Here is a 26613-nt window from a genome sequence, read left to right on the forward strand (position 1 = left end):
CCTTGCTACTGACTGCTGATTAATTCGCCATCAGCACTTTGGCTTGCTACCCTGTGGCGGCAAGTAGCGCAAAGGATCTATTGCCGTAGCACGGTAGCGAATCTGGAAATGTAGCCGCACGGATTCCGCATCAGTACTTCCCATAGTCGCTATCTTTTGCCCGGCTTTAACACTTTGCCCATTGTTCACCAGCATCGTGTCGTTATGGGCATAAGCAGTAATGTAATCTTCACTGTGTTTAATCATTATAAGATTACCGTAACCACGCAGCTGATTACCCACATATACCACTTTCCCGGCACCTGCAGCGTATATTGGCGTCCCGCGTGCCGCCGCAATATCAATCCCTTTATTGCCGCCATCTGCCATTGAGTAAGGCATAATAACCTTTCCGCTCGTTGGCCATAACCAGCAACGTTGCCCAACCGGCGGCCATGAAGATTTCGAAACGGCCGAAGACGGTGTCACTGACGCTGTTTTTGTCGTCGATTTGCCGGTGGATTTGCGCGTGCCGTTACTACTTTTTTTCGCCCCACCCAGTTTCAGCTTTTGGCCGATTTCTATGGTATAGGGGGGGGAGATGTCGTTGAGTCGGGCTAGCTCTTTTACGCTGGTTCCCGTGGTGCGTGAAATACGATAAAGCGTATCCCCCCGTTTCACGGTGTAAACGGAGCCGGAATACGTTCCTGTATCTGATGATTTGCTACCCGAGCAGCCAGCCAGAAGCAGCCCTACCGATAACAGCATCACGATACCCAGAGTTTTTTTATTCAGGCGTCCTGCGCTCAAAATCTTTCCTCGCTAAAAAACAAGACGCTATATCATAGCAGCCCCCCGTCAGATCCCCAATCCATTGCGTGGGAACAGGCATGTACGAATCAATAACTGTTAAAGAATCAATTAGCACCATTGGCAAACATCGGAACCATCCTGATTGACCTCTAATACTCATTTATCACAATGATTTTTATCACGCTCATATTGATAAACTGCACTCACTTTCTTTGCTGATAAAAATGCATCATCCGTAGCGTTTTTTTAACGACATCACACTTCCCCTCTCCCCTCGTGTTTATAGTCGTTTCTGGCGTAATTCTTGCCTGCAAAGACTTAATCATTGCCATAAGAACCAAATGTTCAAATCAAGGGGATTTCTATGGAAGCGCGGGAAGCAACCGCTACAGGTGAATCATGCATGCGCGTCGATGCCATTGCGAAGGTCACCGGGCGGGCACGATATACTGACGATTATGTTATGGCGGGCATGTGTTACGCGAAATATGTACGTAGCCCAATTGCACATGGTTATGCGGTGAGCATTAACGATGAACAAGCCAGAAGTTTACCAGGCGTACTGGCCGTATTTACCTGGGAAGATGTTCCTGATATTTCCTTTGCCACGGCGGGCCATGCCTGGACTCTGGATGAGAATAAACGCGATACCGCCGATCGCGCCCTGTTAACACGCCACGTCCGCCATCATGGCGATGCGGTTGCTATTGTCGTTGCCCGTGATGAACTCACAGCGGAAAAAGCAGCGCAACTTGTTCACATCGAATGGCAAGAATTACCCGTCATTACCACGCCAGAAGCGGCACTGGCAGAAGACGCAGCGCCAATCCATAGCGGTGGCAATTTACTGAAACAAAGCACAATGTCGACAGGTAATGTCCAGCAAGCAATCGACGCTGCCGATTACCAGGTGCAGGGGCATTATCAGACGCCGGTCATTCAACATTGTCATATGGAAAGTGTGACCTCATTGGCGTGGATGGAAGACGATTCACGAATTACCATCGTTTCCAGCACCCAAATCCCGCACATTGTCCGCCGCGTTGTCGGTCAGGCGCTGGATATTCCCTGGTCGTGCGTGCGGGTTATCAAGCCCTTTGTCGGCGGTGGTTTTGGTAATAAACAAGATGTCCTGGAAGAACCGATGGCGGCATTTCTGACCAGTAAACTCGGCGGCATTCCGGTTAAAGTTTCCCTAAGCCGCGAAGAATGTTTTCTGGCGACCCGCACTCGCCACGCTTTTACCATTGACGGACAAATGGGCGTCAACCGCGATGGTACGCTAAAAGGCTATAGCCTGGATGTTCTGTCTAACACCGGCGCTTACGCTTCACACGGTCATTCCATCGCTTCTGCAGGCGGCAATAAAGTTGCTTATCTCTACCCGCGCTGTGCCTATTCTTATAGCTCAAAGACTTGCTATACCAATCTACCCTCAGCGGGTGCGATGCGTGGCTATGGCGCACCGCAGGTGGTTTTTGCTGTTGAATCTATGCTGGATGACGCTGCTGAAGCGCTGGGCATTGACCCGGTTGAAATTCGTTTACGCAATGCCGCCCGCGAAGGCGATACAAATCCACTCACAGGCAAACGCATATACAGTGCCGGATTGCCAGAGTGCCTGGAAAAAGGGCGGGAAATCTTTGAATGGGAAAAACGCCGTGCAGGGTGCCAGAACCCGCAGGGCAATTTACGCCGCGGCGTTGGCGTTGCCTGTTTTAGTTACACCTCGAATACCTGGCCTGTCGGTGTAGAAATCGCTGGCGCGCGCCTGTTGATGAATCAGGATGGAACCATCAACGTGCAGAGCGGCGCGACGGAAATCGGTCAGGGTGCCGATACCGTGTTCTCGCAAATGGTGGCTGAAACCGTGGGCGTTCCGGTCAGTGATGTACGCGTAATTTCGACGCAAGATACCGATATTACGCCATTCGATCCAGGCGCATTTGCCTCACGTCAGAGCTATGTTGCCGCGCCTGCGCTGCGCAGTGCGGCACTGTTATTAAAAGAGAAAATCATCGCTCACGCCGCAGTAATGCTGCATCTGTCGGCGATGAATCTAACCCTGATAAAAGGCCATATCGTACTGGTTGAAAGACCGGAAGAGGCGTTACTGTCGTTAAAAGACCTGGCAATGGATGCGTTTTATCATCCTGAACGTGGCGGGCAACTTTCTGCCGAAAGCTCGATCAAAACCACCACGAACCCACCTGCGTTTGGCTGTACCTTTGTTGATCTGACAGTCGATATCGCGCTGTGTAAGGTCACCATCAACCGCATCCTCAACGTTCATGATTCGGGCCATATTCTTAATCCGCTGCTGGCTGAAGGTCAGGTACACGGCGGGATGGGGATGGGCATCGGCTGGGCGCTTTTTGAAGAGATGATCATCGACGCGAAAAGTGGCGTGGTGCGTAACCCAAATTTACTGGATTACAAAATGCCGACCATGCCGGATCTGCCACAACTGGAAAGTGCGTTTGTCGAAATTAATGAACCACAATCTGCATACGGACATAAGTCACTGGGTGAGCCGCCAATTATTCCTGTTGCCGCTGCAATTCGTAATGCGGTGAAGATGGCTACCGGTGTCGCAATCAATACGCTGCCGCTGACACCAAAACGGTTATATGAAGAGTTCCATCTGGCAGGATTGATTTGAGGATAACATCATGTTTGATTTTGCTTCTTACCATCGCGCAACGACCGTTGCCGATGCAACCAACCTGCTGGCTCTAAATCCGCAGGCCAAACTGCTCGCCGGTGGCACTGACGTACTGATTCAACTCCACCACCACAATGATCGCTATCGCCATATTGTTGATATCCACAATCTGGCGGAGCTTCGGGGTATTACGCTGGCGGAAGATGGTGCACTACGCATCGGCTCTGCGACGACCTTTACTCAGTTAATAGAAAATCAGTTAACGCAACATCATCTCCCGGCATTATGCGCTGCGGCTTCGTCTATTGCCGGCCCGCAAATCCGTAACGTCGCGACCTACGGCGGAAATATTTGCAACGGCGCCACCAGCGCAGATTCAGCAACACCAACACTGATTTATGACGCGAAGCTGGAAATCCATTCACCGCGTGGGGTTCGTTTCGTCTCGATTAATGGTTTTCATACCGGACCAGGCAAGGTTTCCCTTGAGTATGATGAAATTCTGGTCGCGTTTCATTTTCCTCCGCAGCCAAAAGAACACGCAGGTAGCGCACATTATAAATATGCCATGCGCGATGCGATGGATATTTCAACAATCGGGTGTGCCGCTCACTGTCGATTGAACAACGGCTACTTCAGCGAGTTGCGTCTGGCATTTGGTGTTGCCGCACCAACGCCGGTTCGCTGCCAACATGCCGAACAGGCTGCACAAAATGCGCCATTAAACCAGCAAACACTGGAGGCCATCTGCGAATCTGTCCTACAGGATGTCGCACCGCGTTCTTCATGGCGAGCAAGTAAAGAGTTCCGTCTGCATCTCATTCAGACGATGACCAAAAAAGTGATTAGCGAAGCCGTCGCTGCGGCGGGGGGAAAATTGCAATGAATCACAGCGAAAGTATTACTATTGAATGCATCATTAACGATATGCCTTTTCAGCTTCACGCCGCGCCAGGTATGCCGCTTTCGGAACTGCTCCGCGAACAAGGGCTGCTTAGTGTCAAACAAGGATGCTGCGTTGGCGAATGCGGTGCCTGTACGGTGCTGGTTGACGGAACCGCGATAGACAGCTGCTTATACCTGGCCGCATGGGCTGAAGGAAAACAGATCCGCACGCTGGAAGGCGAAGCGAAAGGCGGCAAACTTTCTCATGTACAACAGGCTTATGCGAAATCTGGCGCTGTACAGTGTGGTTTTTGTACGCCGGGGCTGATTATGGCCACTACGGCAATGCTGGCAAAACCTCGAGAGAAACCGTTAACCATTACGGAAATTCGCCGTGGCTTGGCCGGGAATCTGTGTCGCTGTACCGGATATCAAATGATTGTGAATACTGTTCTGGACTGTGAAGAAACGAAGTAAAACGCAATCCGGCCTGAATTCAGGCCGGATTTTTTGATGACTATGCGCTTAACAATTCATATTTCTTAATTTTACGATAAAGCGTGGCGATGCCAATACCAAGCTCATCAGCGACTTGCTTCTTACTGTTATGCCGTGAGAGCGCTTCGCGAATCATCTGCTTTTCCATCTCCTCCAGCGCTGTGCCGCCAGCATCATCAAGAGCCAAATGTGCCTCGCTGGCTTCTGGCATCTCACTTTGCTCCGCCGTACCGTTATTAACCAGATTTGGTGGTAGTAGCGTACTGTCGATGACTTCGCCCGAAGGAACGACGTTGACCAGATACTCCATCAAATTACTTAACTCTCGCAGGTTTCCTGGCCAACGATGCTTACGCAGTAACTCAACAACATCGGGAGCAATACCCGGGTAAACCGATCCCAGACGACGGGTATGGAGATGTAAAAAGTAATGCACCAGCAGTTCAATATCTTCCTGACGCTCACGTAGCGGTGGCAGAGTGATAGGAATAACGTTAAGTCGGTAGAAAAGATCTTCGCGGAATTTACCTTCGGCTATGAACTGAGCCAGATTCTGGTTTGTTGCAGAAATGATGCGGATGTCGACCTGTATTGGGCTACTGGCGCCAATAGGCAGGATCTCACGCGCTTCAATCGCCCGCAGCAGTTTTGCCTGAAGCATTAAAGGCATATCGCCAATTTCATCAAGAAACAGCGTTCCCGTGTTTGCTGCCTGAATCAGCCCTGTTTTACCGTTGGCAGAAGCGCCAGTAAATGCGCCTTTAACATAACCAAACAGCTCACTCTCCAGAAGCTGTTCCGGAATCGCCGCGCAGTTGATAGCGATAAAGGGTTTGTTCCGTCGCCCACTCAACTTATGAATAGCACGGGCCACCACTTCTTTTCCGGTCCCGCTTTCACCAACGACCATGACGCTGGAGGGGCTAGGTGCGATGCGGCTAATCAGCCGTTTTAATTGCCGCATAACACGGCACTCGCCAACCAATTGTTCAATATGCGGTTCATCAGATGCATTTGCCACGGAAAAACTGGTATGGGATTGGTGAAACGCCATTAAAAATAGCTGTCGTCCCTGAATGTTATGCAACTGACCAATTATCAATTCACTTTTATCATCCCACGAGACAATATGTTGCATATGCCCATGAGTAAAATTACTCTCAAATGTTAATGGCCTGAAACGAATAAGTTTCCCAACCATATTATTTTGCACAACGCCAAGTGTTTTTAATGCAGTCTGATTAACGAACTGAACACGATTTTCCTCATCAATAACTAATACACCTTGATCCATATTATCGATCATGGTAGCAAATATTTTACTGATGTTATCTCCCGGCCCCTGATCTTCCAGGAGTTTCGAGACAAAAATAGTCGATATATGGCGAACGTAATCTGAAAATTCGCGTAAATTATCACTGATATGTTCTTGTTGCTCATGAGTAACAGCAATCAAACTTATCACTCCGACACAACGATCCTGCAGAATAACGGGCGTCCCCAGGAACGCCTTCTCACGACAACTCTCTTTACTGTCGCAGCCTTCACAAAGGGGATCGAAGCGAGAATGTGTCACGACCTTTTCGGTTTTCGTTTCGAGGACATAGCGGAGCAAGCGTGAGTTGCCACTCAACTGGCGACCAAGAAATTTCCCATAAGCGCCGGTTCCAGCGACGCGACACAAGTTTTCATCAACGATCTCAACCTCAAGCTGCAAAACGCTGGCTAGCATTCTGGCAAAACGCTGAATTGTTGGTTGAATTTGCATCAAAACTGACTGCGTATTAGCAAGCTCCATAGCTTTACCTTCCAGAATCACTTAAAAGTCGATCATTGAAGACGTTGATGGTTCACAGATCATAACGATATTAACTCAGGCAAAAATCGCTTTGCTAAAAACATAAGATTTTTATCACTTTCTAATGAAATTATGGAAGTGATATCACATTTCTATATCAATATGAGAATTACGGGAGTGAGTTTATCAAACTGACGAGTTTTCACCTGTCCCTTTATCTTATTTCTGATACTTAGCAGCAAATAAATAACTGCGTTAAAAAAGCCAAACGTTTCCGTATATTTTTAACTTCCGTAGTGTGGCGATAATTTGTGATCAATCCCACATATCCCCTGTCAGATTAGCGTTTCGTGACCGCGTAGATAATTCTGGCATGTTTATTGTTAGTCCCTGGTATAGCTGTGAAAACACCAATCACTTTGGCAAGTCACAGTGAAATAAACCACTTTGCCTGTCATTCCACTACCGGGACTTTATGATGAAAACTGTTAATGAGCTGATTAAGGATATCAATTCGCTGACCTCTCACCTGCACGAGAAAGATTTTTTGTTAACGTGGGAACAGACGCCAGATGAACTGAAACAAGTACTGGACGTTGCCGCAGCATTAAAAGCACTGCGTGCTGAAAACATCTCTACCAAAGTCTTTAATAGTGGATTAGGTATTTCCGTATTCCGCGACAACTCCACTCGTACCCGCTTCTCTTATGCTTCTGCGCTTAACCTGCTCGGCCTTGCACAGCAGGATCTTGATGAAGGTAAATCACAGATTGCGCACGGCGAAACTGTCCGTGAAACCGCTAATATGATCTCCTTCTGCGCTGACGCTATCGGTATTCGTGACGATATGTATCTGGGCGCGGGTAACGCCTATATGCGTGAAGTTGGCGCGGCACTCGACGATGGCTACAAGCAAGGCGTACTGCCGCAGCGCCCGGCTTTAGTTAACCTGCAATGCGATATTGACCATCCGACTCAATCAATGGCTGACCTGGCATGGTTACGTGAACACTTTGGTTCACTGGAAAACCTGAAAGGTAAAAAAATCGCCATGACCTGGGCCTACTCCCCAAGCTATGGCAAACCGCTGTCTGTACCACAAGGCATCATCGGTCTGATGACCCGCTTCGGTATGGATGTCACCCTTGCCCATCCAGAAGGTTATGACCTGATCCCGGATGTCGTTGAAGTCGCTAAAAACAATGCTAAAGCATCCGGCGGCAGCTTCCGTCAGGTAACAAGCATGGAAGAAGCATTCAAAGACGCTGACATCGTTTATCCGAAGTCCTGGGCACCTTACAAAGTGATGGAAGAGCGTACTGAACTGCTGCGCGCTAATGATCACGAAGGACTGAAAGCGCTGGAAAAACAGTGTCTGGCACAGAACGCACAGCACAAAGACTGGCATTGTACTGAAGAGATGATGGAGCTGACCCGCGACGGCGAAGCCCTGTATATGCACTGCCTGCCAGCCGATATCAGCGGCGTATCCTGCAAAGAAGGTGAAGTTACTGAAGGTGTATTCGAAAAATACCGTATCGCAACCTACAAAGAAGCCAGCTGGAAGCCATACATCATCGCAGCGATGATCCTGTCCCGTAAATATTCCAAACCAGGCGCACTGCTCGAACAACTGCTGAAAGAAGCACAAGAACGCGTGAAATAACCCCCTCGGGCCGATCGACAGGTCGGCTCTCTATTTTCAGAGGCCAAAAGGATAGGATATGTCCGTTTTCTCATTGAAGATTGATATCGCCGATAACAAATTTTTCAACGGCGAAACATCACCGCTCTTTTCGCAAAGCCAGGCAAAACTGGCGCGCCAGTTCCACCAGAAAATTGCTGGCTATCGCCCAACACCGCTTTGTGCGCTGGACGATCTCGCAAACCTTTTTGGTGTGAAGAAAATTCTCGTTAAGGACGAATCAAAACGATTCGGTCTGAACGCCTTCAAAATGCTCGGCGGTGCGTACGCCATCGCTCAATTATTGTGCGAAAAATATCATCTTGATATCGAAACGCTGTCATTCGAGCATCTGAAAAATGCCATCGGCGAAAAAATGACATTTGCTACAACGACCGACGGCAACCACGGGCGCGGTGTTGCCTGGGCAGCACAGCAACTCGGTCAGAACGCGGTAATTTACATGCCGAAAGGTTCCGCTCAAGAACGCGTTGACGCCATTCTGAACCTCGGAGCCGAGTGCATCGTCACTGATATGAACTATGACGATACCGTTCGCCTGACCATGCAACACGCGCAGCAACACGGCTGGGAAGTGGTGCAAGATACCGCCTGGGAAGGTTACACCAAAATTCCAACCTGGATCATGCAGGGCTACGCCACTCTGGCAGATGAAGCCGTCGAGCAAATGCGTGAAATGGGCGTAACACCAACTCACGTTCTGCTGCAAGCCGGTGTCGGCGCTATGGCCGGCGGCGTACTAGGTTATTTGGTGGATGTTTACACCCCGCAAAATCTGCACAGCATCATTGTTGAACCTGACAAAGCTGACTGTATTTATCGCTCCGGCGTCAAAGGTGACATCGTCAACGTTGGCGGCGATATGGCCACGATTATGGCGGGCCTGGCTTGCGGCGAACCTAACCCTCTGGGCTGGGAAATCTTACGTAACTGTGCCACCCAATTTATCTCCTGTCAGGACAGCGTTGCCGCATTAGGTATGCGCGTGCTGGGTAATCCATACGGCAACGATCCACGCATCATTTCTGGTGAATCCGGCGCTGTCGGTTTGGGCGTTCTCGCGGCTGTTCATTATCACCCGCAACGTCAAAGCCTGATGGAAAAACTGGCTCTGAACAAAGATGCCGTCGTCCTGGTTATCAGCACCGAAGGCGATACCGACGTGAAGCACTACCGCGAAGTTGTCTGGGAAGGCAAACACTCTGTAGCACCTTAATCACCCTATTGGAACAACTCCCCGCCAAACGGGGAGTAAAAAATCTGGAGAAAAATAATGGCTAAGAATATTCCATTCAAACTGATTCTTGAAAAAGCAAAAGATTACCAGGCAGACATGACTCGCTTCCTGCGCGATATGGTTGCTATTCCCAGTGAAAGCTGCGACGAAAAACGTGTAGTACATCGTATTAAAGAAGAGATGGAAAAAGTCGGCTTCGATAAAGTTGAAATCGATCCGATGGGTAACGTTCTCGGCTATATCGGCCACGGTCCGCGTCTGGTTGCAATGGACGCTCACATCGACACCGTAGGCATTGGTAACATCAAAAACTGGGAATTCGACCCGTACGAAGGCATGGAAACCGACGAGCTGATCGGTGGCCGTGGTACTTCCGACCAGGAAGGCGGCATGGCATCAATGGTTTATGCCGGTAAGATCATTAAAGACCTCGGTCTGGAAGATGAATATACCCTGCTGGTCACCGGTACTGTGCAAGAAGAAGACTGCGACGGTCTGTGCTGGCAGTACATTATTGAACAATCCGGCATTCGCCCGGAATTTGTGGTCAGTACCGAACCAACCGACTGCCAGGTATATCGTGGTCAGCGCGGTCGTATGGAAATTCGCATTGATGTTCAGGGCGTTAGCTGCCATGGTTCAGCACCAGAACGCGGTGATAACGCCATTTTCAAAATGGGCCCGATTCTTGGCGAATTACAAGAACTGTCCCAACGTCTGGGCTATGACGAATTCCTCGGCAAAGGTACTCTGACTGTTTCCGAAATTTTCTTCACCTCACCAAGTCGTTGCGCAGTAGCAGACAGCTGTGCCGTTTCCATCGACCGTCGCCTGACCTGGGGCGAAACCTGGGAAGGCGCGCTGGATGAAATCCGCGCCCTGCCTGCGGTGCAGAAAGCCAATGCTGTCGTTTCTATGTACAACTACGACCGTCCGTCCTGGACTGGCCTGGTTTACCCAACCGAATGCTACTTCCCGACCTGGAAAGTGGAAGAAGATCATTTCACCGTTAAAACGCTGGTGAATGCCTACGAAGGTCTGTTTGGCAAAGCACCGGTCGTTGATAAGTGGACGTTCTCAACTAACGGCGTATCCATCATGGGCCGTCACGGCATTCCGGTCATCGGCTTTGGACCAGGTAAAGAACCTGAAGCACACGCGCCAAACGAAAAAACCTGGAAATCTCACCTGGTGACTTGTGCCGCTATGTACGCTGCAATCCCGTTAAGCTGGCTGGCAACAGAATAATTACTCTTCACCTATTTCCCTCCGGTTCGCCGGAGGGTTTTTTGGAGTTTGCTATGCGCGTATTGATCAAAAACGGCACTGTCGTTAACGCAGATGGACAAGCCAAACAGGACTTGCTGATTGAAAGCGGTATTGTCCGCCAGTTAGGCAAAGATATTTCGCCGCAACTCCCCTGTGAAGAAATTGATGCCACTGGCTGTTACGTTTTCCCTGGCGGCGTAGATGTCCATACACATTTCAATATTGATGTCGGCATCGCGCGCAGTTGTGATGATTTTTTTACCGGTACCCGCGCAGCCGCGTGTGGCGGTACAACAACCATTATTGATCATATGGGATTTGGCCCGAATGGCTGCCGATTACGCCATCAACTGGAAGTTTATCGTGGTTATGCCGCCCATAAAGCGGTCATCGACTACAGCTTTCACGGTGTTATCCAGCATATTAATCACGCCATACTCGACGAAATTCCGATGATGGTAGAAGAAGGGCTGAGCAGTTTTAAACTCTATTTAACCTATCAATACAAACTCAACGATGATGAAGTCCTACAGGCATTACGCCGCCTGCATGAATCCGGCGCGCTGACCACTGTACACCCAGAAAATGACGCTGCAATCGCCAGTAAGCGAGCGGAGTTTATCGCCGCCGGGTTAACCGCGCCGCGCTACCACGCCTTGAGCCGACCTCTGGAATGCGAAGCCGAAGCCATCGCCAGAATGATTAACCTGGCACAAATTGCCGGTAACGCCCCGCTCTATATCGTGCACCTGTCTAACGGCTTAGGTCTGGATTATCTGCGCCTTGCTCGCGCGAATCACCAGCCAGTCTGGGTTGAAACCTGCCCGCAATATCTCCTGCTGGACGAACGCAGTTACGATACAGAAGATGGCATGAAGTTCATTCTTAGCCCACCGCTGCGCAACGTTCGCGAGCAGGACAAGCTGTGGTGTGGCATCAGCGATGGTGCGATTGACGTGGTGGCGACCGATCACTGCACCTTCTCGATGGCCCAGCGCCAACAAATTTCTAAAGGCGATTTCAGCCGCTGTCCAAATGGCTTGCCCGGTGTGGAAAATCGCATGCAGTTGCTGTTCTCCAGTGGCGTAATGACGGGACGTATCACACCGGAGCGTTTTGTTGAATTAACCAGTGCGATGCCCGCAAGGCTGTTTGGCCTGTGGCCACAAAAAGGATTATTAGCACCCGGTTCCGATGGCGACGTGGTGATTATCGACCCACGCCAGAGCCAACAAATTCAGCATCGCCATCTCCACGACAACGCCGACTACTCTCCCTGGGAGGGCTTTACCTGTCAGGGCGCGATTGTCAGAACCTTATCCCGTGGTGAAACGATTTTCTGTGACGGCACCTTTACAGGCAAAGCCGGACGAGGACGTTTCCTGCGACGCAAACCGTTTGTCCCTCCCGTGCTCTAACCACTGCCAGGGATCTATACACAATCAAGAATGATGAGTGAGGAAAAATGAGTAAGAAAATTGTTCTCGCCCTCGGCGGGAATGCGCTGGGCGACGATCTGGCTGGACAAATGAAAGCGGTAAAAATTACGTCTCAGGCAATTGTTGATTTAATTGCCCAGGGACATGAAGTTATCGTCACTCATGGTAATGGACCGCAGGTAGGCATGATTAACCAGGCATTCGAAGCCGCTGCAAAAACTGAAGCGCATTCACCGATGCTGCCAATGTCTGTCTGTGTTGCGTTGAGTCAGGGATATATTGGTTACGATCTGCAAAACGCCTTAAGAGAAGAACTGCTTTCTCGTGGCATTAATAAACCCGTTGCAACGCTGGTTACCCAGGTCGAAGTCGACGCTAACGATCCGGCCTTCCTCAACCCAACCAAACCGATCGGTTCGTTCTTTACCGAGCAGGAAGCAGAGCAACTGACAAAACAGGGCTATACCCTGAAAGAAGATGCGGGTCGCGGCTATCGTCGTGTCGTTGCTTCGCCTAAGCCGGTAGATATTGTTGAAAAAGAGACAGTTAAAGCGCTGGTAGATGCAGGACAGGTTGTGATCACCGTTGGCGGTGGCGGTATTCCTGTGATTCGAGAAGGTAACCATCTGCGCGGCGCCAGTGCGGTTATCGATAAAGACTGGGCCAGCGCCCGTTTAGCAGAAATGATCGATGCCGATATGCTGATCATTCTGACTGCTGTAGAAAAAGTGGCGATTAACTTCGGTAAAGAGAATGAGCAGTGGCTCGATCGCCTGTCATTGGCCGATGCAGAACGCTTTATCGAAGAAGGGCATTTTGCAAAAGGTTCTATGCTGCCGAAAGTGGAAGCCGCCGCATCATTTGCCCGCTCTCGCGCAGGTCGCGAAGCACTGATTACCGTGTTGAGCAAAGCGAAAGAAGGGATTGAAGGAAAAACCGGAACGGTGATTTCTCAGTAATTTATTGGCCGGGTGGCGATGCCATTCGGCCAAAGATTGTTAACAAAGTGCGCGTTATTGATGCCGGATGCGGCGTGAACGCCTTACCCACTCTACAAAACATCTAATATTCAATGAGTTGCAAAGCATTTGTAGGCCTGATAAGCACAGCGCATCAGGCAATTTGGCGTTTGTCATCAGTCTCAGGCCGGGTGGGTAATACCATCCGGCCATTTGCATTTAAGCCACTTCCAGTACTTCTTTCGTCGCTTTAACGCCCTGATGCATCAACATCATTAACGCCTCAAGTACGCCACCACCAATCGCTCGGGCTTTGTCAGAAACGCTGGTGAAATCAGCCGTTTCACCACGAGGATCGATATCACCGATTTTAAAGCCACCGACCACCGCCAGCCCGTCATTAAGTAAACCACGCACCATTCCCGTCAGCGGCGCTTTTATTTCATGCTCGCCAATCCAGGCAATAACATCGCCCTCTTGTACCAGATCGCCTAACTTCACGTTGGACCGCATGATACCTGCCGCCGGAGCGCGAATAACTCGCCGGGTGGTATGCCCCATAATATTACCGGGAACGCCAGTGTTCTCCTGTGCGCAACCAGAGTAAATAACCTGTCCCAACCAATGCCCACGATTTGTTTCAATCACCGCATGACAATCTTTACCTGCGGTAAAGCCCGGCCCAAGCGCGATCGTCACTGGAGCCATGTCTGCACGCGTACCCAAATTCTGTTTCGCCAGAATAGCATCCACCACACAAAGTGGTTTCAGCTCATCAAGCAGTAAACAGTCGGGGTCTACCATCACGGGAATAAACCCACGCTCAGTCAGTTTCATCGCCTCTACAGCGCTGGTTGCCAGTCGCGCGGTGACGCCTTCAACCGTCATTTCGTCATCGAACACGGCCTGGGCAAACGCCACGGTACAACGAATCACCGTCGGTTTTTCCACTTCCAGCATGATCACTTTAAAACCCGCATGATACAGACGTAGCGCCACACCACTGGCGATATCCCCCGCACCGCGAATCACCACCAGCTGGTGTCCGGAAGGATGAGAAGGTTTCATCATCAGCCCACCCGGCGCGTTATTTTTCACCTGTAATATTTCTGCCAGAACGCTGATAGCGATCTCCTGCGGCGTTTCAGCACCTATGTTGTAGCCCACCGGTGCGTGCAAACGGGCAATATGTTCTTCAGCCACGCCTTTCTCACGCAATTGACGCAGGAAAAGCTGAACCTTGCGGCGACTTGCCAGCAACCCCAACCATGCAATGGGTTGTTCAATGAGTTTATCGAGGGCTTCACGATCCTGATTATTCGTGGCAATCAGGACAAAATTATCAGGGCGAATATCCAGTGCTTCCACGGCCGCGCCAAACGACTCAGCATGAACAAGCGCAGTTGATGGCGGGAAAAGTTCAGGATTCAGGCTTTCGCGATAAATATCGGCAACAGCAATATCAAACCCCAGCAGTGCTGCGCTTTGGGCTATCGCCCGGTTAACATGCCCCGCGCCGATCAACACCAGCCGGGGTCGCATACCATGTACGCTGATAAACACTGACATTGCGCCTCCGCAATCTGAGCCGACGGCATCCGTGCCGTTACGCGCCATGCGTCCATGGAATAATCGTGGCTTACGTTCCTGCAATGCCTGAAGCGACTCTTCAATCACCTTCCGCTCAACCATTCCCCCACCAATTGTACCGACGATAGAACCATCGGCGCGCACTAACATTTGTGCAGAATGGCGGGGAGTAGAGCCTCGGCTATCTACAATTTGCGCTATTGCAAAAGGACAATTTTGCTCTTCGAGTTTTGCAGCCTCTGTGAAAATATTCATACCAACCTCAATCGATATCCATTCAGTAACCCGGAAGGCCCGGGCCGCTAATTCACAAATCTGCGCGCGATTGCAGGATGTTCTTGTATATCGCCCAGCCAGATTGCCTCTACGTCATGTTGTTGCAGCGGCTGAAGTAGCTCGCTTTGCGCAATCGCATTCTCACATTGAGAAAAGCGGTTAATGAACCAGATTCGCCGACAGCCTTGTGGTACGTTTTTAAACGCGCCCTGAGGGTGGCGAACCAGCGTAACGAGATCGCTCAGTTGCAAGGTTGCATCAGGTGTTAATCCGGTAATATCAGCAAACTGCGACCAGCGATGGACATTTTCCGTGCCAACTTGCGCGCCCAAAATATGCCCTCCCATCACAGCAATCACGCAGCAACTGCTTTTGGGTATGCAAGGTTCGTGCTCATCAGGCGCTTTTAACGGCATTCCACGCGAGCCATCTGCCTCAATGAGAATTACGTCACACTCTGGTCGTTGCACCAGTGCATCAATCACTTCTGGCGTAAATCCCTGCACTTTTCCCTGGTTCGCTTTCCAGCGGTGAAAACAAAATGAAATGGGGAATTTGAGAGACGAGTGAGGAAGCATTGCGGGATCACGGCAGAAAACCACGGGCCAGTGTGAATCTGGCATAAACATATGTGTGGTCGTAGTGATTAACACGCGTCTACCGATGGACTGAAATAACTGCGCCAACCAAAAAAGCAGACTGGTTTTCCCCCCGGCGCCAACAACAGAAATCACAGTGGGGTGTTTCTGCGCGCCTAAATCAATGAATAACGCCGATGGGTCAATTATACTTTTCACGAGTCTTCATGGACCTCTCTGGGATAAGTACGCATTAATCAGGGAGTAACACATTTTCAGGCGTTATTAGCCCATATAATAATGGAACCACTATGTCAGCCATCGACTGTATAATTACCGCGGCCGGATTATCATCAAGAATGGGGCAATGGAAAATGATGTTACCCTGGCAACAGGGAACAATTCTTGACGCGAGTATCAAAAATGCGTTGCAGTTTTGTAGCCGAATTATTTTAGTCACTGGTTATCGCGGTAATGAACTGCATAATCGCTACGCAAGCCATAGCAACATTACTATTATCTACAATCCAGATTATGCGCAGGGGTTACTGACTTCGGTAAAAGCCGCAGCGCCAGCGGTACAAACAGAACATTGTTTTCTCACTCATGGTGATATGCCAACCATTAACAGAGATATCTTCCTAAAAATCTGGAACTTACGAAACAACGGAGCCATACTCCCGCTCCATAATGGTACGCCTGGCCATCCGATTTTAGTGTCAAAATCCTGCCTGATGCAGGCGGTCAAACAACCTAATGTTACCCATATGCGCCAGGCATTACTCATGGGTGAACATTATTTCGTCGAAATGGAAAATGAAGAAATAATTTTAGATATTGATACTCCAAATGACTTTATTAATGCGCAAAAAAAGCATACTAAAATTTAGAAAAGCCAGTTAAACGATTGCGTTCAAATATAAAACCCACTCAGTACGTCTTTATCATAATGATACAGAATCACTGATTTTGAGAAATGAGAAAAAGTGATAAAACTCCTGACAACAATAATACCCAGGAGTGATTTTAATTCTCATTTGGCACCTGTGAGTTCATTCACAAAAAGCCATTAAGTTTCGAGCCGCCTCACATTTTTTTATATTTCCCGCCAAACCTGGCAAGAGTGGTGTGATTGTTGCTCTATCCCCCTAAACCACCGGATTTCTCAATACCGGTCACTCAATGATATCTGTGTAAGCTAAGGAGAGGGTTATGGGGGATATTATGCGTCCCATTCCGTTTGAGGAACTTTTGACGCGCATATTTGATGAATACCAACAACAACGCTCAATCTTTGGTATTCCCGAGCAACAGTTTTACTCACCCGCAAAAGGTAAATCTGTCGGTGTTTTCGGTGAAACCTGTGCGACACCAGTCGGCCCCGCCGCAGGTCCGCACACGCAACTCGCACAAAACATCGTCACTTCCTGGCTGACTGGCGGACGCTTCATCGAACTTAAAACAGTACAAATCCTCGATCGTCTGGAGCTGGAAAAGCCCTGTATCGACGCCGAAGACGAGTGTTTTAACACCGAATGGTCCACCGAATTTACCCTGCTTAAAGCGTGGGATGAATACCTCAAAGCCTGGTTCGCCCTGCATCTTCTCGAAGCTATGTTCCAACCGTCCGAGTCCGGTAAATCATTCATCTTTAATATGAGCGTCGGTTACAACCTCGAAGGCATTAAACAACCACCCATGCAGCAGTTCATCGATAATATGATGGACGCGTCTGCACATCCGAAGTTCGCACAATACCGCGATACGCTTCATAAACTACTCCAGGATGACGCATTTTTAGCCCGCCACGGTTTGCAGGAAAAACGTGAAAGCTTGCAGGCCTTATCGGCACGTATCCCCACCAGCATGGTACAAGGCGTTACCCTCTCCACGATGCACGGCTGCCCTCCAAATGAAATCGAAGCCATTTGCCGTTACATGCTGGAAGAAAAAGAGCTCAATACCTTCGTGAAACTCAATCCAACTTTATTGGGTTACGCGCGAGTGCGCGAGATTCTCGATAGCTGTGGTTTCGATTACATTGGCTTAAAAGAAGAGTCATTTGATCACGATCTCAAGCTAACCCAGGCGCTGGAAATGCTGGAACGCCTGATGGCGCTGGCGAAAGAAAAATCGCTCGGCTTTGGCGTCAAACTGACTAACACCCTCGGCACCATCAACAATAAAGGCGCACTGCCTGGCGAAGAGATGTATATGTCCGGGCGTGCGCTGTTCCCGCTCTCCATCAATGTCGCTGCAGTTCTTTCCCGCGCCTTTGACGGCAAACTGCCTATCTCTTATTCCGGTGGCGCCAGCCAGTTAACTATCCGCGATATTTTCGATACCGGTATTCGCCCGATAACCATGGCAACTGACCTGCTGAAACCTGGTGGCTATCTGCGCTTAAGCGCTTGCATGCGCGAACTGGAAGGGTCAGACGCCTGGGAGCTTAACCGTGTTGACGTCGAACGGCTAAACAGGCTGGCAGCAGATGCGCTAACTATGGAATACACCCAGAAACACTGGAAGCCAGAAGAGCGTATTGAAGTGGCAGAAGACCTGCCACTGACCGACTGCTACGTTGCCCCCTGTGTTACTGCTTGTGCCATCAAACAGGATATTCCGGAATATATTCGCCTGCTGGGGGAACATCGCTATGCCGACGCGCTGGAACTTATCTACCAACGCAACGCCCTGCCCGCGATTACCGGCCATATTTGCGATCACCAGTGCCAGTACAACTGTACTCGTCTGGATTACGACAGTGCGTTGAATATCCGCGAACTGAAAAAAGTCGCCCTGGAAAAAGGCTGGGATGAATATAAGCAACGCTGGCACAAACCAGCCGGTTCTGGTTCTCGTCATCCGGTTGCTGTAATTGGCGCCGGTCCGGCGGGCCTGGCTGCAGGTTACTTCCTTGCCAGAGCAGGTCATCCGGTCACGCTGTTTGAACGCGAAGCTAACGCGGGCGGCGTGGTGAAAAATATCATTCCTCAGTTCCGTATCCCGGCTGAGTTAATTCAGCACGATATCGATTTTGTTGCCGATCACGGCGTGAAATTTGAGTACGGTTGCTCGCCGGACCTGACCGTCGAACAGTTAAAAAATCAGGGCTTCCACTACGTTCTGATTGCCACAGGTACTGATAAAAATAGCGGTGTGAAACTGGCGGGCGACAACCAGAATGTCTGGAAATCTCTCCCCTTCCTGCGCGAGTACAACAAGGGTACTGCGCTCAAGCTGGGTAAACATGTGGTGGTTGTCGGGGCGGGTAACACCGCAATGGACTGCGCCCGTGCGGCATTACGCGTGCCTGGCGTTGAAAAAGCAACCGTCGTTTACCGTCGTTCACTGCAAGAGATGCCAGCATGGCGCGAAGAGTATGAAGAAGCACTGCACGATGGCGTGGAGTTCCGTTTCCTGAACAATCCTGAACGCTTCGATGCTGATGGCACCTTAACGTTGCGCGTCATGTCACTTGGCGAACCTGATGAGAAAGGTCGTCGCCGCCCGGTAGAAACCAACGAAACGGTAACACTGCACGTAGACAGTTTGATTACCGCCATTGGCGAACAACAGGATACTGAAGCCCTGAATACGATGGGCGTGCCGCTGGACAACAACGGCTGGCCAGACGTCGACCATAACGGTGAAACCCGCCTGACTAATGTCTTTATGATCGGTGACGTACAGCGCGGACCGTCCTCCATTGTCGCAGCTGTCGGCACAGCTCGTCGGGCATCGGATGCCATTCTTAGCCGGGAAAATATCCGTTCACACCAAAGCGATAAATACTGGAACAACGTCAACCCGACGGAAATCTACCAACGCAAAGGCGATATCTCTGTCACCCTGGTGAACAGCGATGATCGTGACGCGTTTGTCGCTCAGGAAGCCGCACGTTGCCTTGAATGTAACTACGTTTGCAGCAAGTGTGTGGATGTCTGCCCGAACCGCGCCAACGTGTCAATTGCGGTCCCTGGATTCCAGAACCGTTTCCAGACACTGCACCTGGACGCCTACTGCAACGAATGCGGCAACTGCGCCCAGTTCTGCCCGTGGAACGGTAAACCGTACAAAGACAAAATCACCGTCTTTAGCCTGTCGCAAGATTTTGATAACAGCAGCAACCCAGGCTTCCTGGTGGAAGATTGCCGAGTACGCGTGCGTCTGAATAACCAAAGCTGGGTGTTAAACATCGACAGCGAAGGCCAGTTCAACAACGTACCGCCAGAGCTGAACGATATGTGCCGCATCATTAGCCATGTCCACCAGCATCATCATTATCTGCTGGGCCGCGTGGAGGTGTAATCATGTTGATTCTGAAGAATGTCACCGCAGTACAGCTACACCCGGCGAAAGTGCAGGAAGGCGTCGATATCGCCATCGAAAATGATGTGATTATCGCTATCGGCAACGCCCTGACACACCGCTACCCTGAAGCCAACTACAAAGAGATGCATGGTCGGATTGTAATGCCGGGGATTGTCTGCTCGCATAATCATTTTTACTCGGGGCTTTCCCGCGGAATTATGGCAAACATCGCCCCCTGCCCGGACTTCATCTCGACGCTGAAAAACCTGTGGTGGCGGCTCGATCGCGCCCTTGATGAAGAATCTCTCTACTACAGCGGACTGATTTGTTCACTGGAAGCAATCAAAAGCGGATGTACATCGGTTATCGATCACCATGCTTCTCCGGCGTATATCGGCGGGTCGCTCTCAACGCTGCGCAACGCATTTTTAAAAGTTGGCCTGCGCGCGATGACCTGTTTTGAAACCACTGACCGTAACAACGGCATTAAAGAGTTACAGGAAGGGGTAGAAGAAAATATCCGCTTCGCCCGTCAGATTGATGATGCGAAGAAAGCGGCAACCGAGCCGTATCTGGTAGAAGCGCATATCGGCGCTCACGCCCCGTTTACCGTGCCGGATGCTGGACTGGAAATGCTGCGCGAAGCAGTGAAAGCTACCGGGCGTGGTTTACACATTCACGCCGCTGAGGACCTTTACGACGTGTCTCACAGTCACCACTGGTACGGCAAAGACCTGCTGGTACGGCTGGCAGAATACGATCTCATCGACAGCAAAACGCTGGTTGCTCACGGTCTGTATTTGTCAAAAGAAGACATTGCTCTGCTCAATCAGCGCGATGCGTTCCTGGTGCATAACGCTCGTTCCAACATGAACAACCACGTCGGCTACAACCATCACCTTAGCGATATTCGCAATCTGGCGTTGGGAACCGACGGCATTGGTTCAGACATGTTTGAAGAGATGAAATTCGCCTTCTTTAAACATCGCGATGCGGGTGGTCCGCTATGGCCTGACAGTTTTGCCAAAGCCCTGACTAACGGCAACGAACTGATAAGCCGCAACTTTGGCGCGAAATTTGGCCTCCTGGAAGCCGGTTATAAAGCAGATTTAACCATTTGCGATTACAACTCGCCGACGCCGCTGCTGGCAGACAATATCGCTGGGCATATCGCCTTTGGTATGGGGTCAGGCAGCGTTCACAGCGTGATGGTCAACGGCGTGATGGTCTATGAAGATCGTCAGTTTAACTTCGATTGCGATTCCATTTATGCGCAAGCCAGAAAAGCCGCTGCCAGTATGTGGCGTCGTATGGATGCATTGGCATAAATGACAAAAACCCTCTTCCTTCAGGGAAGAGGGTTAAATAAGGAAAGAAGATGATTGAACAATTTTTCAGGCCCGACTCTGTCGAACAGGCGCTGGAACTGAAGCGCCGCTACCAGGATGAAGCCGTCTGGTTTGCCGGCGGCAGCAAACTCAACGCCACGCCAACCCGCACCGATAAAAAGATTGCCATTTCCTTACAGGATCTGGAACTGGACTGGGTTGACTGGGATAACGGCGCACTGCGTATTGGTGCAATGTCTCGCTTACAGCCACTGCGTGATGCGCGCTTTATTCCTGCGGCACTGCGCGAAGCACTCGGTTTTGTTTACTCTCGCCATGTTCGTAATCAGTCGACTATTGGTGGCGAAATCGCCGCCCAGCAGGAAGAATCGGTGTTGCTTCCCGTTCTGCTGGCTCTGGATGCTGAACTGGTTTTTGGCAATGGTGAAACACTGTCAATCGAAGAGTACCTGGCCTGCCCATGCGATCGCCTGCTAACCGAAATCATCATTAAAGATCCGTACCGCACCTGTGCGACTCGCAAAATTAGCCGTTCCCAGGCTGGATTAACGGTAGTGACAGCAGCCGTAGCGTTAACCGACCACGACGGTATGCGAATTGCGCTGGATGGCGTCACCAGTAAAGCACTGCGTCTGCACGATGTCGAAAAACAAAATTTGGAAGGCTATGCACTTGAACAGGCTATCGCCAACGCCATTTTCCCGCAGGAAGATTTGCGGGGCAGCGTGGCCTATAAACGCTATATCACGGGAGTTCTGGTAGCCGACCTGTATGCCGACTGCCAACAGGCTGGGGAGGAAGCCGTATGAATATCCACTTTACTTTAAATGGCGCGCCCCAGGAGCTAAAGGCCAATCCTGGTGAGAACGTGCAAAAGCTGTTGTTTGGCATGGGTATGCACTCTGTGCGCAACAGTGATGATGGCTTCGGTTTTGCCGGTTCTGACTCGATTCTTTTTAACGGTAATATCCTTAACGCCTCCCTGTTGATAGCAGCACAGTTAGAAAACGCAGACATTCTCACCACTGAATCCTTAGGCAAATGGAATGAATTAAGTCTGGTTCAACAGGCAATGGTTGATGTCGGCGTGGTGCAGTCCGGTTATAACGATCCGGCTGCGGCTCTGATTATCACCGATCTTCTCGATCGCATCGCCACACCAACCCGCGAAGAGATCGACGACGCGCTTTCTGGTCTGTTCAGCCGCGATGCTGGCTGGCAGCAATACTACCAGGTCATTGAACTGGCGGTTGCACGTAAAAATAACCCACAGGCTACGATTGATATCGCCCCAACTTTCCGCGATGACCTTGAAGTTATTGGTAAACATTACCCGAAAACCGACGCTGCCAAAATGGTGCAGGCGAAACCCTGCTATGTTGAAGACCGCGTAACCGCTGACGCCTGCGTCATTAAAATGTTACGTAGCCCACACGCTCACGCACTGATTACCCATCTGGATGTCAGTAAAGCCGAGGCTTTACCGGGCGTTGTTCACGTTATTACTCACCTGAATTGCCCGGATATCTACTACACACCTGGTGGTCAGAGCGCACCGGAACCGTCACCGCTTGACCGCCGTATGTTCGGCAAGAAAATGCGCCACGTCGGCGATCGCGTGGCTGCGGTCGTAGCTGAAAATGAAGAAATTGCGCTCGAAGCACTGAAGCTCATCGACGTTGAATATGAGGTGCTTAAGCCAGTAATGTCGATTGACGAGGCAATGGCGGAAGATGCGCCTGTCGTACACGATGAACCGGTGGTGTATGTTGCTGGTGCGCCAGATACTCTGGAAGACGATAACAGCCATGCAGCCCAGCGCGGCGAGCATATGATCATCAACTTCCCTATCGGTTCTCGCCCTCGCAAAAATATCGCCGCCAGTATTCATGGTCATATTGGTGATATGGACAAAGGCTTTGCCGACGCCGATGTGATCATTGAACGAACCTATAATTCAACTCAGGCACAACAGTGCCCGACTGAAACACACATCTGCTTTACCCGCATGGACGGCGATCGTCTGGTTATCCACGCGTCCACTCAAGTACCGTGGCACCTGCGTCGCCAGGTTGCGCGTCTCGTGGGCATGAAACAGCATAAAGTTCATGTCATTAAAGAACGCGTAGGCGGCGGTTTTGGGTCTAAACAGGACATCCTGCTGGAAGAAGTGTGCGCCTGGGCAACCTGCGTGACCGGGCGTCCGGTACTGTTCCGCTACACCCGTGAAGAAGAGTTTATTGCTAACACCTCTCGTCACGTCGCGAAAGTCACCGTCAAACTGGGGGCCAAAAAAGATGGTCGCCTGACGGCAGTGAAGATGGATTTCCGCGCCAACACAGGACCTTACGGCAACCACTCACTCACCGTACCGTGTAACGGACCGGCGCTATCACTGCCGTTATATCCGTGCGATAACGTCGATTTCCAGGTCACCACCTACTACAGCAACATCTGCCCAAATGGTGCTTATCAGGGTTATGGCGCACCGAAAGGTAACTTCGCTATCACTATGGCATTAGCAGAACTGGCTGAACAGTTGCAGATCGACCAGCTGGAAATTATCGAACGTAACCGGGTACACGAAGGGCAAGAGCTGAAGATTCTCGGCGCAATTGGCGAAGGTAAAGCACCGACCTCCGTTCCTTCTGCTGCCAGCTGCGCACTGGAAGAGATCCTGCGTCAGGGGCGTGAGATGATCCAATGGTCTTCACCTAAAGCGCAGGAAGGTGACTGGTGCGTGGGTCGTGGCGTCGCCATTATTATGCAGAAATCAGGCATCCCTGATATCGATCAGGCTAACTGCATGATCAAACTGGAATCAGACGGTACATTTATCGTCCATTCTGGTGGTGCTGACATCGGTACGGGTCTGGATACTGTAGTCACTAAACTGGCGGCCGAAGTGCTGCATTGTCCACCGCAGGACGTGCATGTTATCTCCGGTGATACCGATCATGCGTTGTTTGATAAAGGCGCGTATGCCTCGTCCGGCACTTGCTTCTCAGGCAACGCCGCACGTATGGCAGCGGAAAATTTACGCGACAAAATCCTTTTCCACGGCGCGCAAATGTTGGGTGAGCCACTGGAAGATGTTCAACTGGCAACGCCGGGTGTCGTTCGCGGCAAGAAAGGCGAAGTCAGTTTCGGGGATATTGCCCATAAAGGCGAAACTGGTACTGGCTTTGGTTCACTGGTGGGAACAGCCAGTTACATCACGCCTGATTTCGCCTTCCCGTATGGGGCAAACTTCGCTGAAGTGGCCGTCAATACACGTACCGGTGAAATCCGCCTGGATAAATTCTACGCCTTGCTGGATTGCGGTACTCCAGTCAACCCGGAGTTAGCGTTGGGGCAGATCTACGGTGCTACCCTCCGAGCTATCGGCCACAGCATGAGCGAAGAGATCATTTATGACGCCAAAGGACACCCATTAACGCGTGATTTACGCAGCTATGGCGCGCCGAAAATTGGCGACATTCCGCGTGATTTCCGCGCTGTGCTGGTGCCGAGTGACGATAAAGTCGGCCCATTCGGGGCGAAATCAATCTCGGAGATCGGCGTGAACGGTGCAGCACCGGCAATTGCTACCGCAATTCACGATGCTTGCGGCATTTGGTTACGCGAATGGCATTTCACACCGGAGAAAATACTCACCGCACTGAAAAAAATATAAATAATAAATGGCCGCTTCGGCGGCCAGTTTCCCTTGTATTAAAGATAACTAATTAGTAACTGCGAAAATGAGATAAGCCGTTCTCAAGGCGTCCTGCGCCCCAAATTCGTGGGAATTTATTTTACTGATTCAGATGATCAAATTTACTTTATAAAGGAGTGAAGGGATGTCTGATATAAACCATGCAGGTTCTGACCTTATATTTGAACTGGAGGATCGCCCTCCTTTTCATCAGGCTGTCGTTGGTGCCATTACCCATCTATTGGCAATTTTCGTCCCAATGGTAACACCCGCGCTAATTGTGGGGGCGGCCTTACAACTTTCCGCAGAAACCACTGCCTACCTGGTTTCCATGGCGATGATCGCTTCTGGTATTGGTACCTGGTTGCAGGTAAATCGTTATGGCATCGTCGGTTCTGGTCTACTCTCAATTCAGTCAGTCAATTTTTCATTTGTGACAGTCATGATTGCGCTGGGTAGCAGCATGAAAAGCGACGGTTTTCATGAAGAATTAATCATGTCGTCACTCCTCGGCGTCTCCTTCGTTGGTGCCTTTCTGGTGGTCGGAGCCTCTTTTATTCTTCCTTATTTACGCAGAGTAATTACTCCCACTGTCAGTGGTATTGTTGTACTGATGATCGGCTTAAGCCTGATTAAAGTTGGCATTATTGATTTTGGCGGTGGTTTTGCCGCCAAGAGCAGTGGCACGTTCGGCAACTACGAGCACCTTGGCGTTGGTTTACTGGTGCTGATTGTGGTTATTGGCTTTAACTGTTGTCGCAGTCCGCTACTACGTATGGGCGGAATCGCCATTGGTCTGTGCGTGGGTTATGCGGTTTCATTATGCCTTGGCATGGTGGACTTCAGCAGTTTACGCAATCTCCCCCTCATTACTATTCCCCATCCTTTCAAATACGGATTTAATTTCAACCTCCATCAGTTCCTGGTGGTCGGCACCATTTATCTGCTTAGTGTGCTGGAAGCGGTAGGGGATATCACCGCCACAGCAATGGTTTCCCGCCGCCCTATCCAGGGAGAAGAATATCAGTCACGCCTGAAAGGCGGCGTGCTGGCAGATGGTCTGGTTTCGGTTATCGCCTCCGCCGTCGGTTCATTACCATTAACCACTTTTGCACAAAATAATGGCGTAATACAGATGACTGGCGTCGCTTCACGTTATATCGGGCGCACCATTGCGGTAATGCTGGTTATCCTTGGATTATTTCCGATGATCGGCGGCTTCTTCACCACTATTCCCTCGGCAGTTCTGGGTGGTGCAATGACGTTGATGTTTTCCATGATTGCCATTGCGGGTATCCGCATCATTATTACCAACGGATTAAAGCGCCGTGAAACACTTATTGTCGCCACTTCTTTAGGTTTAGGACTTGGTGTTTCTTATGACCCCGAAATTTTTAAAATATTGCCCGCCTCAATATATGTATTAGTTGAAAATCCTATTTGTGCCGGAGGCCTAACTGCGATTTTATTAAATATTATCCTCCCTGGTGGCTACCGACAGGAAAACGTTCTGCCGGGTATTACCTCTGCGGAAGAGATGGATTAACAGTAAAGGAGTCAAT

Annotated in this window: 18 protein-coding genes; 14 read left to right on the forward strand and 4 right to left on the reverse strand. The window is 50.3% G+C overall.

Annotated elements, in window-relative coordinates:
- Positions 1-30: 30 nt before the first annotated feature.
- Positions 31-789: an amidase activator ActS gene (gene actS, locus FEK66_RS13900; protein WP_130217906.1), complete on the reverse strand. Its 759-nt coding sequence runs from the start codon at positions 787-789 to the stop codon at positions 31-33.
- A gap of 367 nt (positions 790-1156) precedes the next feature.
- Here actS and xdhA point away from each other — a divergent pair, with 367 nt between their 5' ends.
- Genes xdhA through xdhC form a run of 3 tightly spaced genes read left to right on the forward strand, consistent with a single transcriptional unit; the run spans position 1157 to position 4819 of the window.
- Positions 1157-3454 carry a xanthine dehydrogenase molybdenum-binding subunit XdhA gene (gene xdhA / locus FEK66_RS13905; RefSeq protein WP_135495020.1) on the forward strand — a complete coding sequence of 766 codons (2298 nt, stop codon included), beginning with the start codon at positions 1157-1159 and terminating at the stop codon, positions 3452-3454.
- Between the two features lie 10 nt (positions 3455-3464).
- Positions 3465-4343 carry a xanthine dehydrogenase FAD-binding subunit XdhB gene (gene xdhB / locus FEK66_RS13910; RefSeq protein WP_135495021.1) on the forward strand — a complete coding sequence of 293 codons (879 nt, stop codon included), beginning with the start codon at positions 3465-3467 and terminating at the stop codon, positions 4341-4343.
- Positions 4340-4819: a xanthine dehydrogenase iron sulfur-binding subunit XdhC gene (xdhC, locus tag FEK66_RS13915; RefSeq protein WP_130207784.1), complete on the forward strand. Its 480-nt coding sequence runs from the start codon at positions 4340-4342 to the stop codon at positions 4817-4819. Before xdhB ends, xdhC begins: the two co-directional genes overlap by 4 nt.
- Positions 4820-4859: 40 nt before the next feature.
- Here xdhC and FEK66_RS13920 read toward each other — a convergent pair whose 3' ends face one another.
- Positions 4860-6638 carry a sigma-54-dependent Fis family transcriptional regulator gene (locus FEK66_RS13920; protein WP_130258073.1) on the reverse strand — a complete coding sequence of 593 codons (1779 nt, stop codon included), beginning with the start codon at positions 6636-6638 and terminating at the stop codon, positions 4860-4862.
- Between the two features lie 478 nt (positions 6639-7116).
- Here FEK66_RS13920 and ygeW point away from each other — a divergent pair, with 478 nt between their 5' ends.
- Genes ygeW through arcC form a run of 5 tightly spaced genes read left to right on the forward strand, consistent with a single transcriptional unit; the run spans position 7117 to position 13247 of the window.
- The gene (gene ygeW, locus FEK66_RS13925) at positions 7117-8304 is read left to right on the forward strand and encodes a knotted carbamoyltransferase YgeW (RefSeq protein ID WP_001360948.1); all 1188 of its coding nucleotides are present in this window, start codon (positions 7117-7119) and stop codon (positions 8302-8304) included.
- A 58-nt stretch (positions 8305-8362) separates the two neighbouring features.
- On the forward strand, positions 8363-9559 hold the full coding sequence (gene dpaL / locus FEK66_RS13930; RefSeq protein ID WP_130258072.1) for a diaminopropionate ammonia-lyase: 1197 nt from the start codon (positions 8363-8365) through the stop codon (positions 9557-9559).
- Between the two features lie 57 nt (positions 9560-9616).
- Positions 9617-10828, forward strand: coding sequence for a YgeY family selenium metabolism-linked hydrolase (locus FEK66_RS13935; protein ID WP_064529812.1), 1212 nt, complete (start codon positions 9617-9619; stop codon positions 10826-10828).
- 53 nt (positions 10829-10881) lie between these two features.
- On the forward strand, positions 10882-12267 hold the full coding sequence (gene hyuA / locus FEK66_RS13940; protein WP_130258070.1) for a D-phenylhydantoinase: 1386 nt from the start codon (positions 10882-10884) through the stop codon (positions 12265-12267).
- 47 nt (positions 12268-12314) lie between these two features.
- On the forward strand, positions 12315-13247 hold the full coding sequence (gene arcC / locus FEK66_RS13945) for a carbamate kinase (protein WP_130207792.1): 933 nt from the start codon (positions 12315-12317) through the stop codon (positions 13245-13247).
- 219 nt (positions 13248-13466) lie between these two features.
- Here arcC and yqeB read toward each other — a convergent pair whose 3' ends face one another.
- The gene (yqeB, locus tag FEK66_RS13950) at positions 13467-15092 is read right to left on the reverse strand and encodes a selenium-dependent molybdenum cofactor biosynthesis protein YqeB (RefSeq protein ID WP_135495022.1); all 1626 of its coding nucleotides are present in this window, start codon (positions 15090-15092) and stop codon (positions 13467-13469) included.
- Between the two features lie 47 nt (positions 15093-15139).
- Positions 15140-15910, reverse strand: coding sequence for a selenium cofactor biosynthesis protein YqeC (gene yqeC / locus FEK66_RS13955; protein WP_135495023.1), 771 nt, complete (start codon positions 15908-15910; stop codon positions 15140-15142).
- Positions 15911-16002: 92 nt separating this feature from the next.
- Between yqeC and mocA the strand changes: the two genes are divergently transcribed.
- From mocA to xanQ, 6 genes are all read left to right on the forward strand, one after another.
- Positions 16003-16581, forward strand: coding sequence for a molybdenum cofactor cytidylyltransferase (gene mocA / locus FEK66_RS13960; protein WP_135495024.1), 579 nt, complete (start codon positions 16003-16005; stop codon positions 16579-16581).
- Between the two features lie 322 nt (positions 16582-16903).
- Positions 16904-20002: a putative selenate reductase subunit YgfK gene (ygfK, locus tag FEK66_RS13965; protein WP_135495025.1), complete on the forward strand. Its 3099-nt coding sequence runs from the start codon at positions 16904-16906 to the stop codon at positions 20000-20002.
- 2 nt (positions 20003-20004) lie between these two features.
- Positions 20005-21333 (forward strand): putative aminohydrolase SsnA, encoded by a 1329-nt coding sequence (ssnA, locus tag FEK66_RS13970; RefSeq protein WP_130207802.1) that lies wholly within the window; start codon positions 20005-20007, stop codon positions 21331-21333.
- A gap of 50 nt (positions 21334-21383) precedes the next feature.
- Complete coding sequence (gene ygfM, locus FEK66_RS13975; protein WP_135495026.1) at positions 21384-22163, forward strand: molybdopterin-dependent oxidoreductase FAD-binding subunit; 780 nt, start codon at positions 21384-21386, stop codon at positions 22161-22163.
- Positions 22160-25030: a molybdopterin-dependent oxidoreductase Mo/Fe-S-binding subunit gene (locus FEK66_RS13980; protein ID WP_135495027.1), complete on the forward strand. Its 2871-nt coding sequence runs from the start codon at positions 22160-22162 to the stop codon at positions 25028-25030. Before ygfM ends, FEK66_RS13980 begins: the two co-directional genes overlap by 4 nt.
- A gap of 166 nt (positions 25031-25196) precedes the next feature.
- Positions 25197-26597, forward strand: coding sequence for a xanthine/proton symporter XanQ (gene xanQ, locus FEK66_RS13985; RefSeq protein ID WP_138211483.1), 1401 nt, complete (start codon positions 25197-25199; stop codon positions 26595-26597).
- The last annotated feature ends 16 nt before the right edge of the window (positions 26598-26613 follow it).

Source organism: Escherichia sp. E1130, from assembly GCF_005781065.1.
GTDB lineage: Bacteria > Pseudomonadota > Gammaproteobacteria > Enterobacterales > Enterobacteriaceae > Escherichia.

What these genes read in the sequence shown, in the direction of transcription:
- FEK66_RS13920 (WP_130258073.1), bottom strand. Translation starts at nt 6,638, where the DNA reads ATGGAGCTTGCTAATACGCAGTCAGTTTTGATGCAAATTCAACCAACA.
- dpaL (WP_130258072.1), top strand. Translation starts at nt 8,363, where the DNA reads ATGTCCGTTTTCTCATTGAAGATTGATATCGCCGATAACAAATTTTTC.
- arcC (WP_130207792.1), top strand. Translation starts at nt 12,315, where the DNA reads ATGAGTAAGAAAATTGTTCTCGCCCTCGGCGGGAATGCGCTGGGCGAC.
- ygeW (WP_001360948.1), top strand. Translation starts at nt 7,117, where the DNA reads ATGAAAACTGTTAATGAGCTGATTAAGGATATCAATTCGCTGACCTCT.
- ygfK (WP_135495025.1), top strand. Translation starts at nt 16,904, where the DNA reads ATGGGGGATATTATGCGTCCCATTCCGTTTGAGGAACTTTTGACGCGC.
- xanQ (WP_138211483.1), top strand. Translation starts at nt 25,197, where the DNA reads ATGTCTGATATAAACCATGCAGGTTCTGACCTTATATTTGAACTGGAG.
- ygfM (WP_135495026.1), top strand. Translation starts at nt 21,384, where the DNA reads ATGATTGAACAATTTTTCAGGCCCGACTCTGTCGAACAGGCGCTGGAA.
- xdhB (WP_135495021.1), top strand. Translation starts at nt 3,465, where the DNA reads ATGTTTGATTTTGCTTCTTACCATCGCGCAACGACCGTTGCCGATGCA.
- FEK66_RS13935 (WP_064529812.1), top strand. Translation starts at nt 9,617, where the DNA reads ATGGCTAAGAATATTCCATTCAAACTGATTCTTGAAAAAGCAAAAGAT.
- mocA (WP_135495024.1), top strand. Translation starts at nt 16,003, where the DNA reads ATGTCAGCCATCGACTGTATAATTACCGCGGCCGGATTATCATCAAGA.
- xdhC (WP_130207784.1), top strand. Translation starts at nt 4,340, where the DNA reads ATGAATCACAGCGAAAGTATTACTATTGAATGCATCATTAACGATATG.
- hyuA (WP_130258070.1), top strand. Translation starts at nt 10,882, where the DNA reads ATGCGCGTATTGATCAAAAACGGCACTGTCGTTAACGCAGATGGACAA.
- FEK66_RS13980 (WP_135495027.1), top strand. Translation starts at nt 22,160, where the DNA reads ATGAATATCCACTTTACTTTAAATGGCGCGCCCCAGGAGCTAAAGGCC.
- ssnA (WP_130207802.1), top strand. Translation starts at nt 20,005, where the DNA reads ATGTTGATTCTGAAGAATGTCACCGCAGTACAGCTACACCCGGCGAAA.
- yqeB (WP_135495022.1), bottom strand. Translation starts at nt 15,092, where the DNA reads ATGAATATTTTCACAGAGGCTGCAAAACTCGAAGAGCAAAATTGTCCT.
- xdhA (WP_135495020.1), top strand. Translation starts at nt 1,157, where the DNA reads ATGGAAGCGCGGGAAGCAACCGCTACAGGTGAATCATGCATGCGCGTC.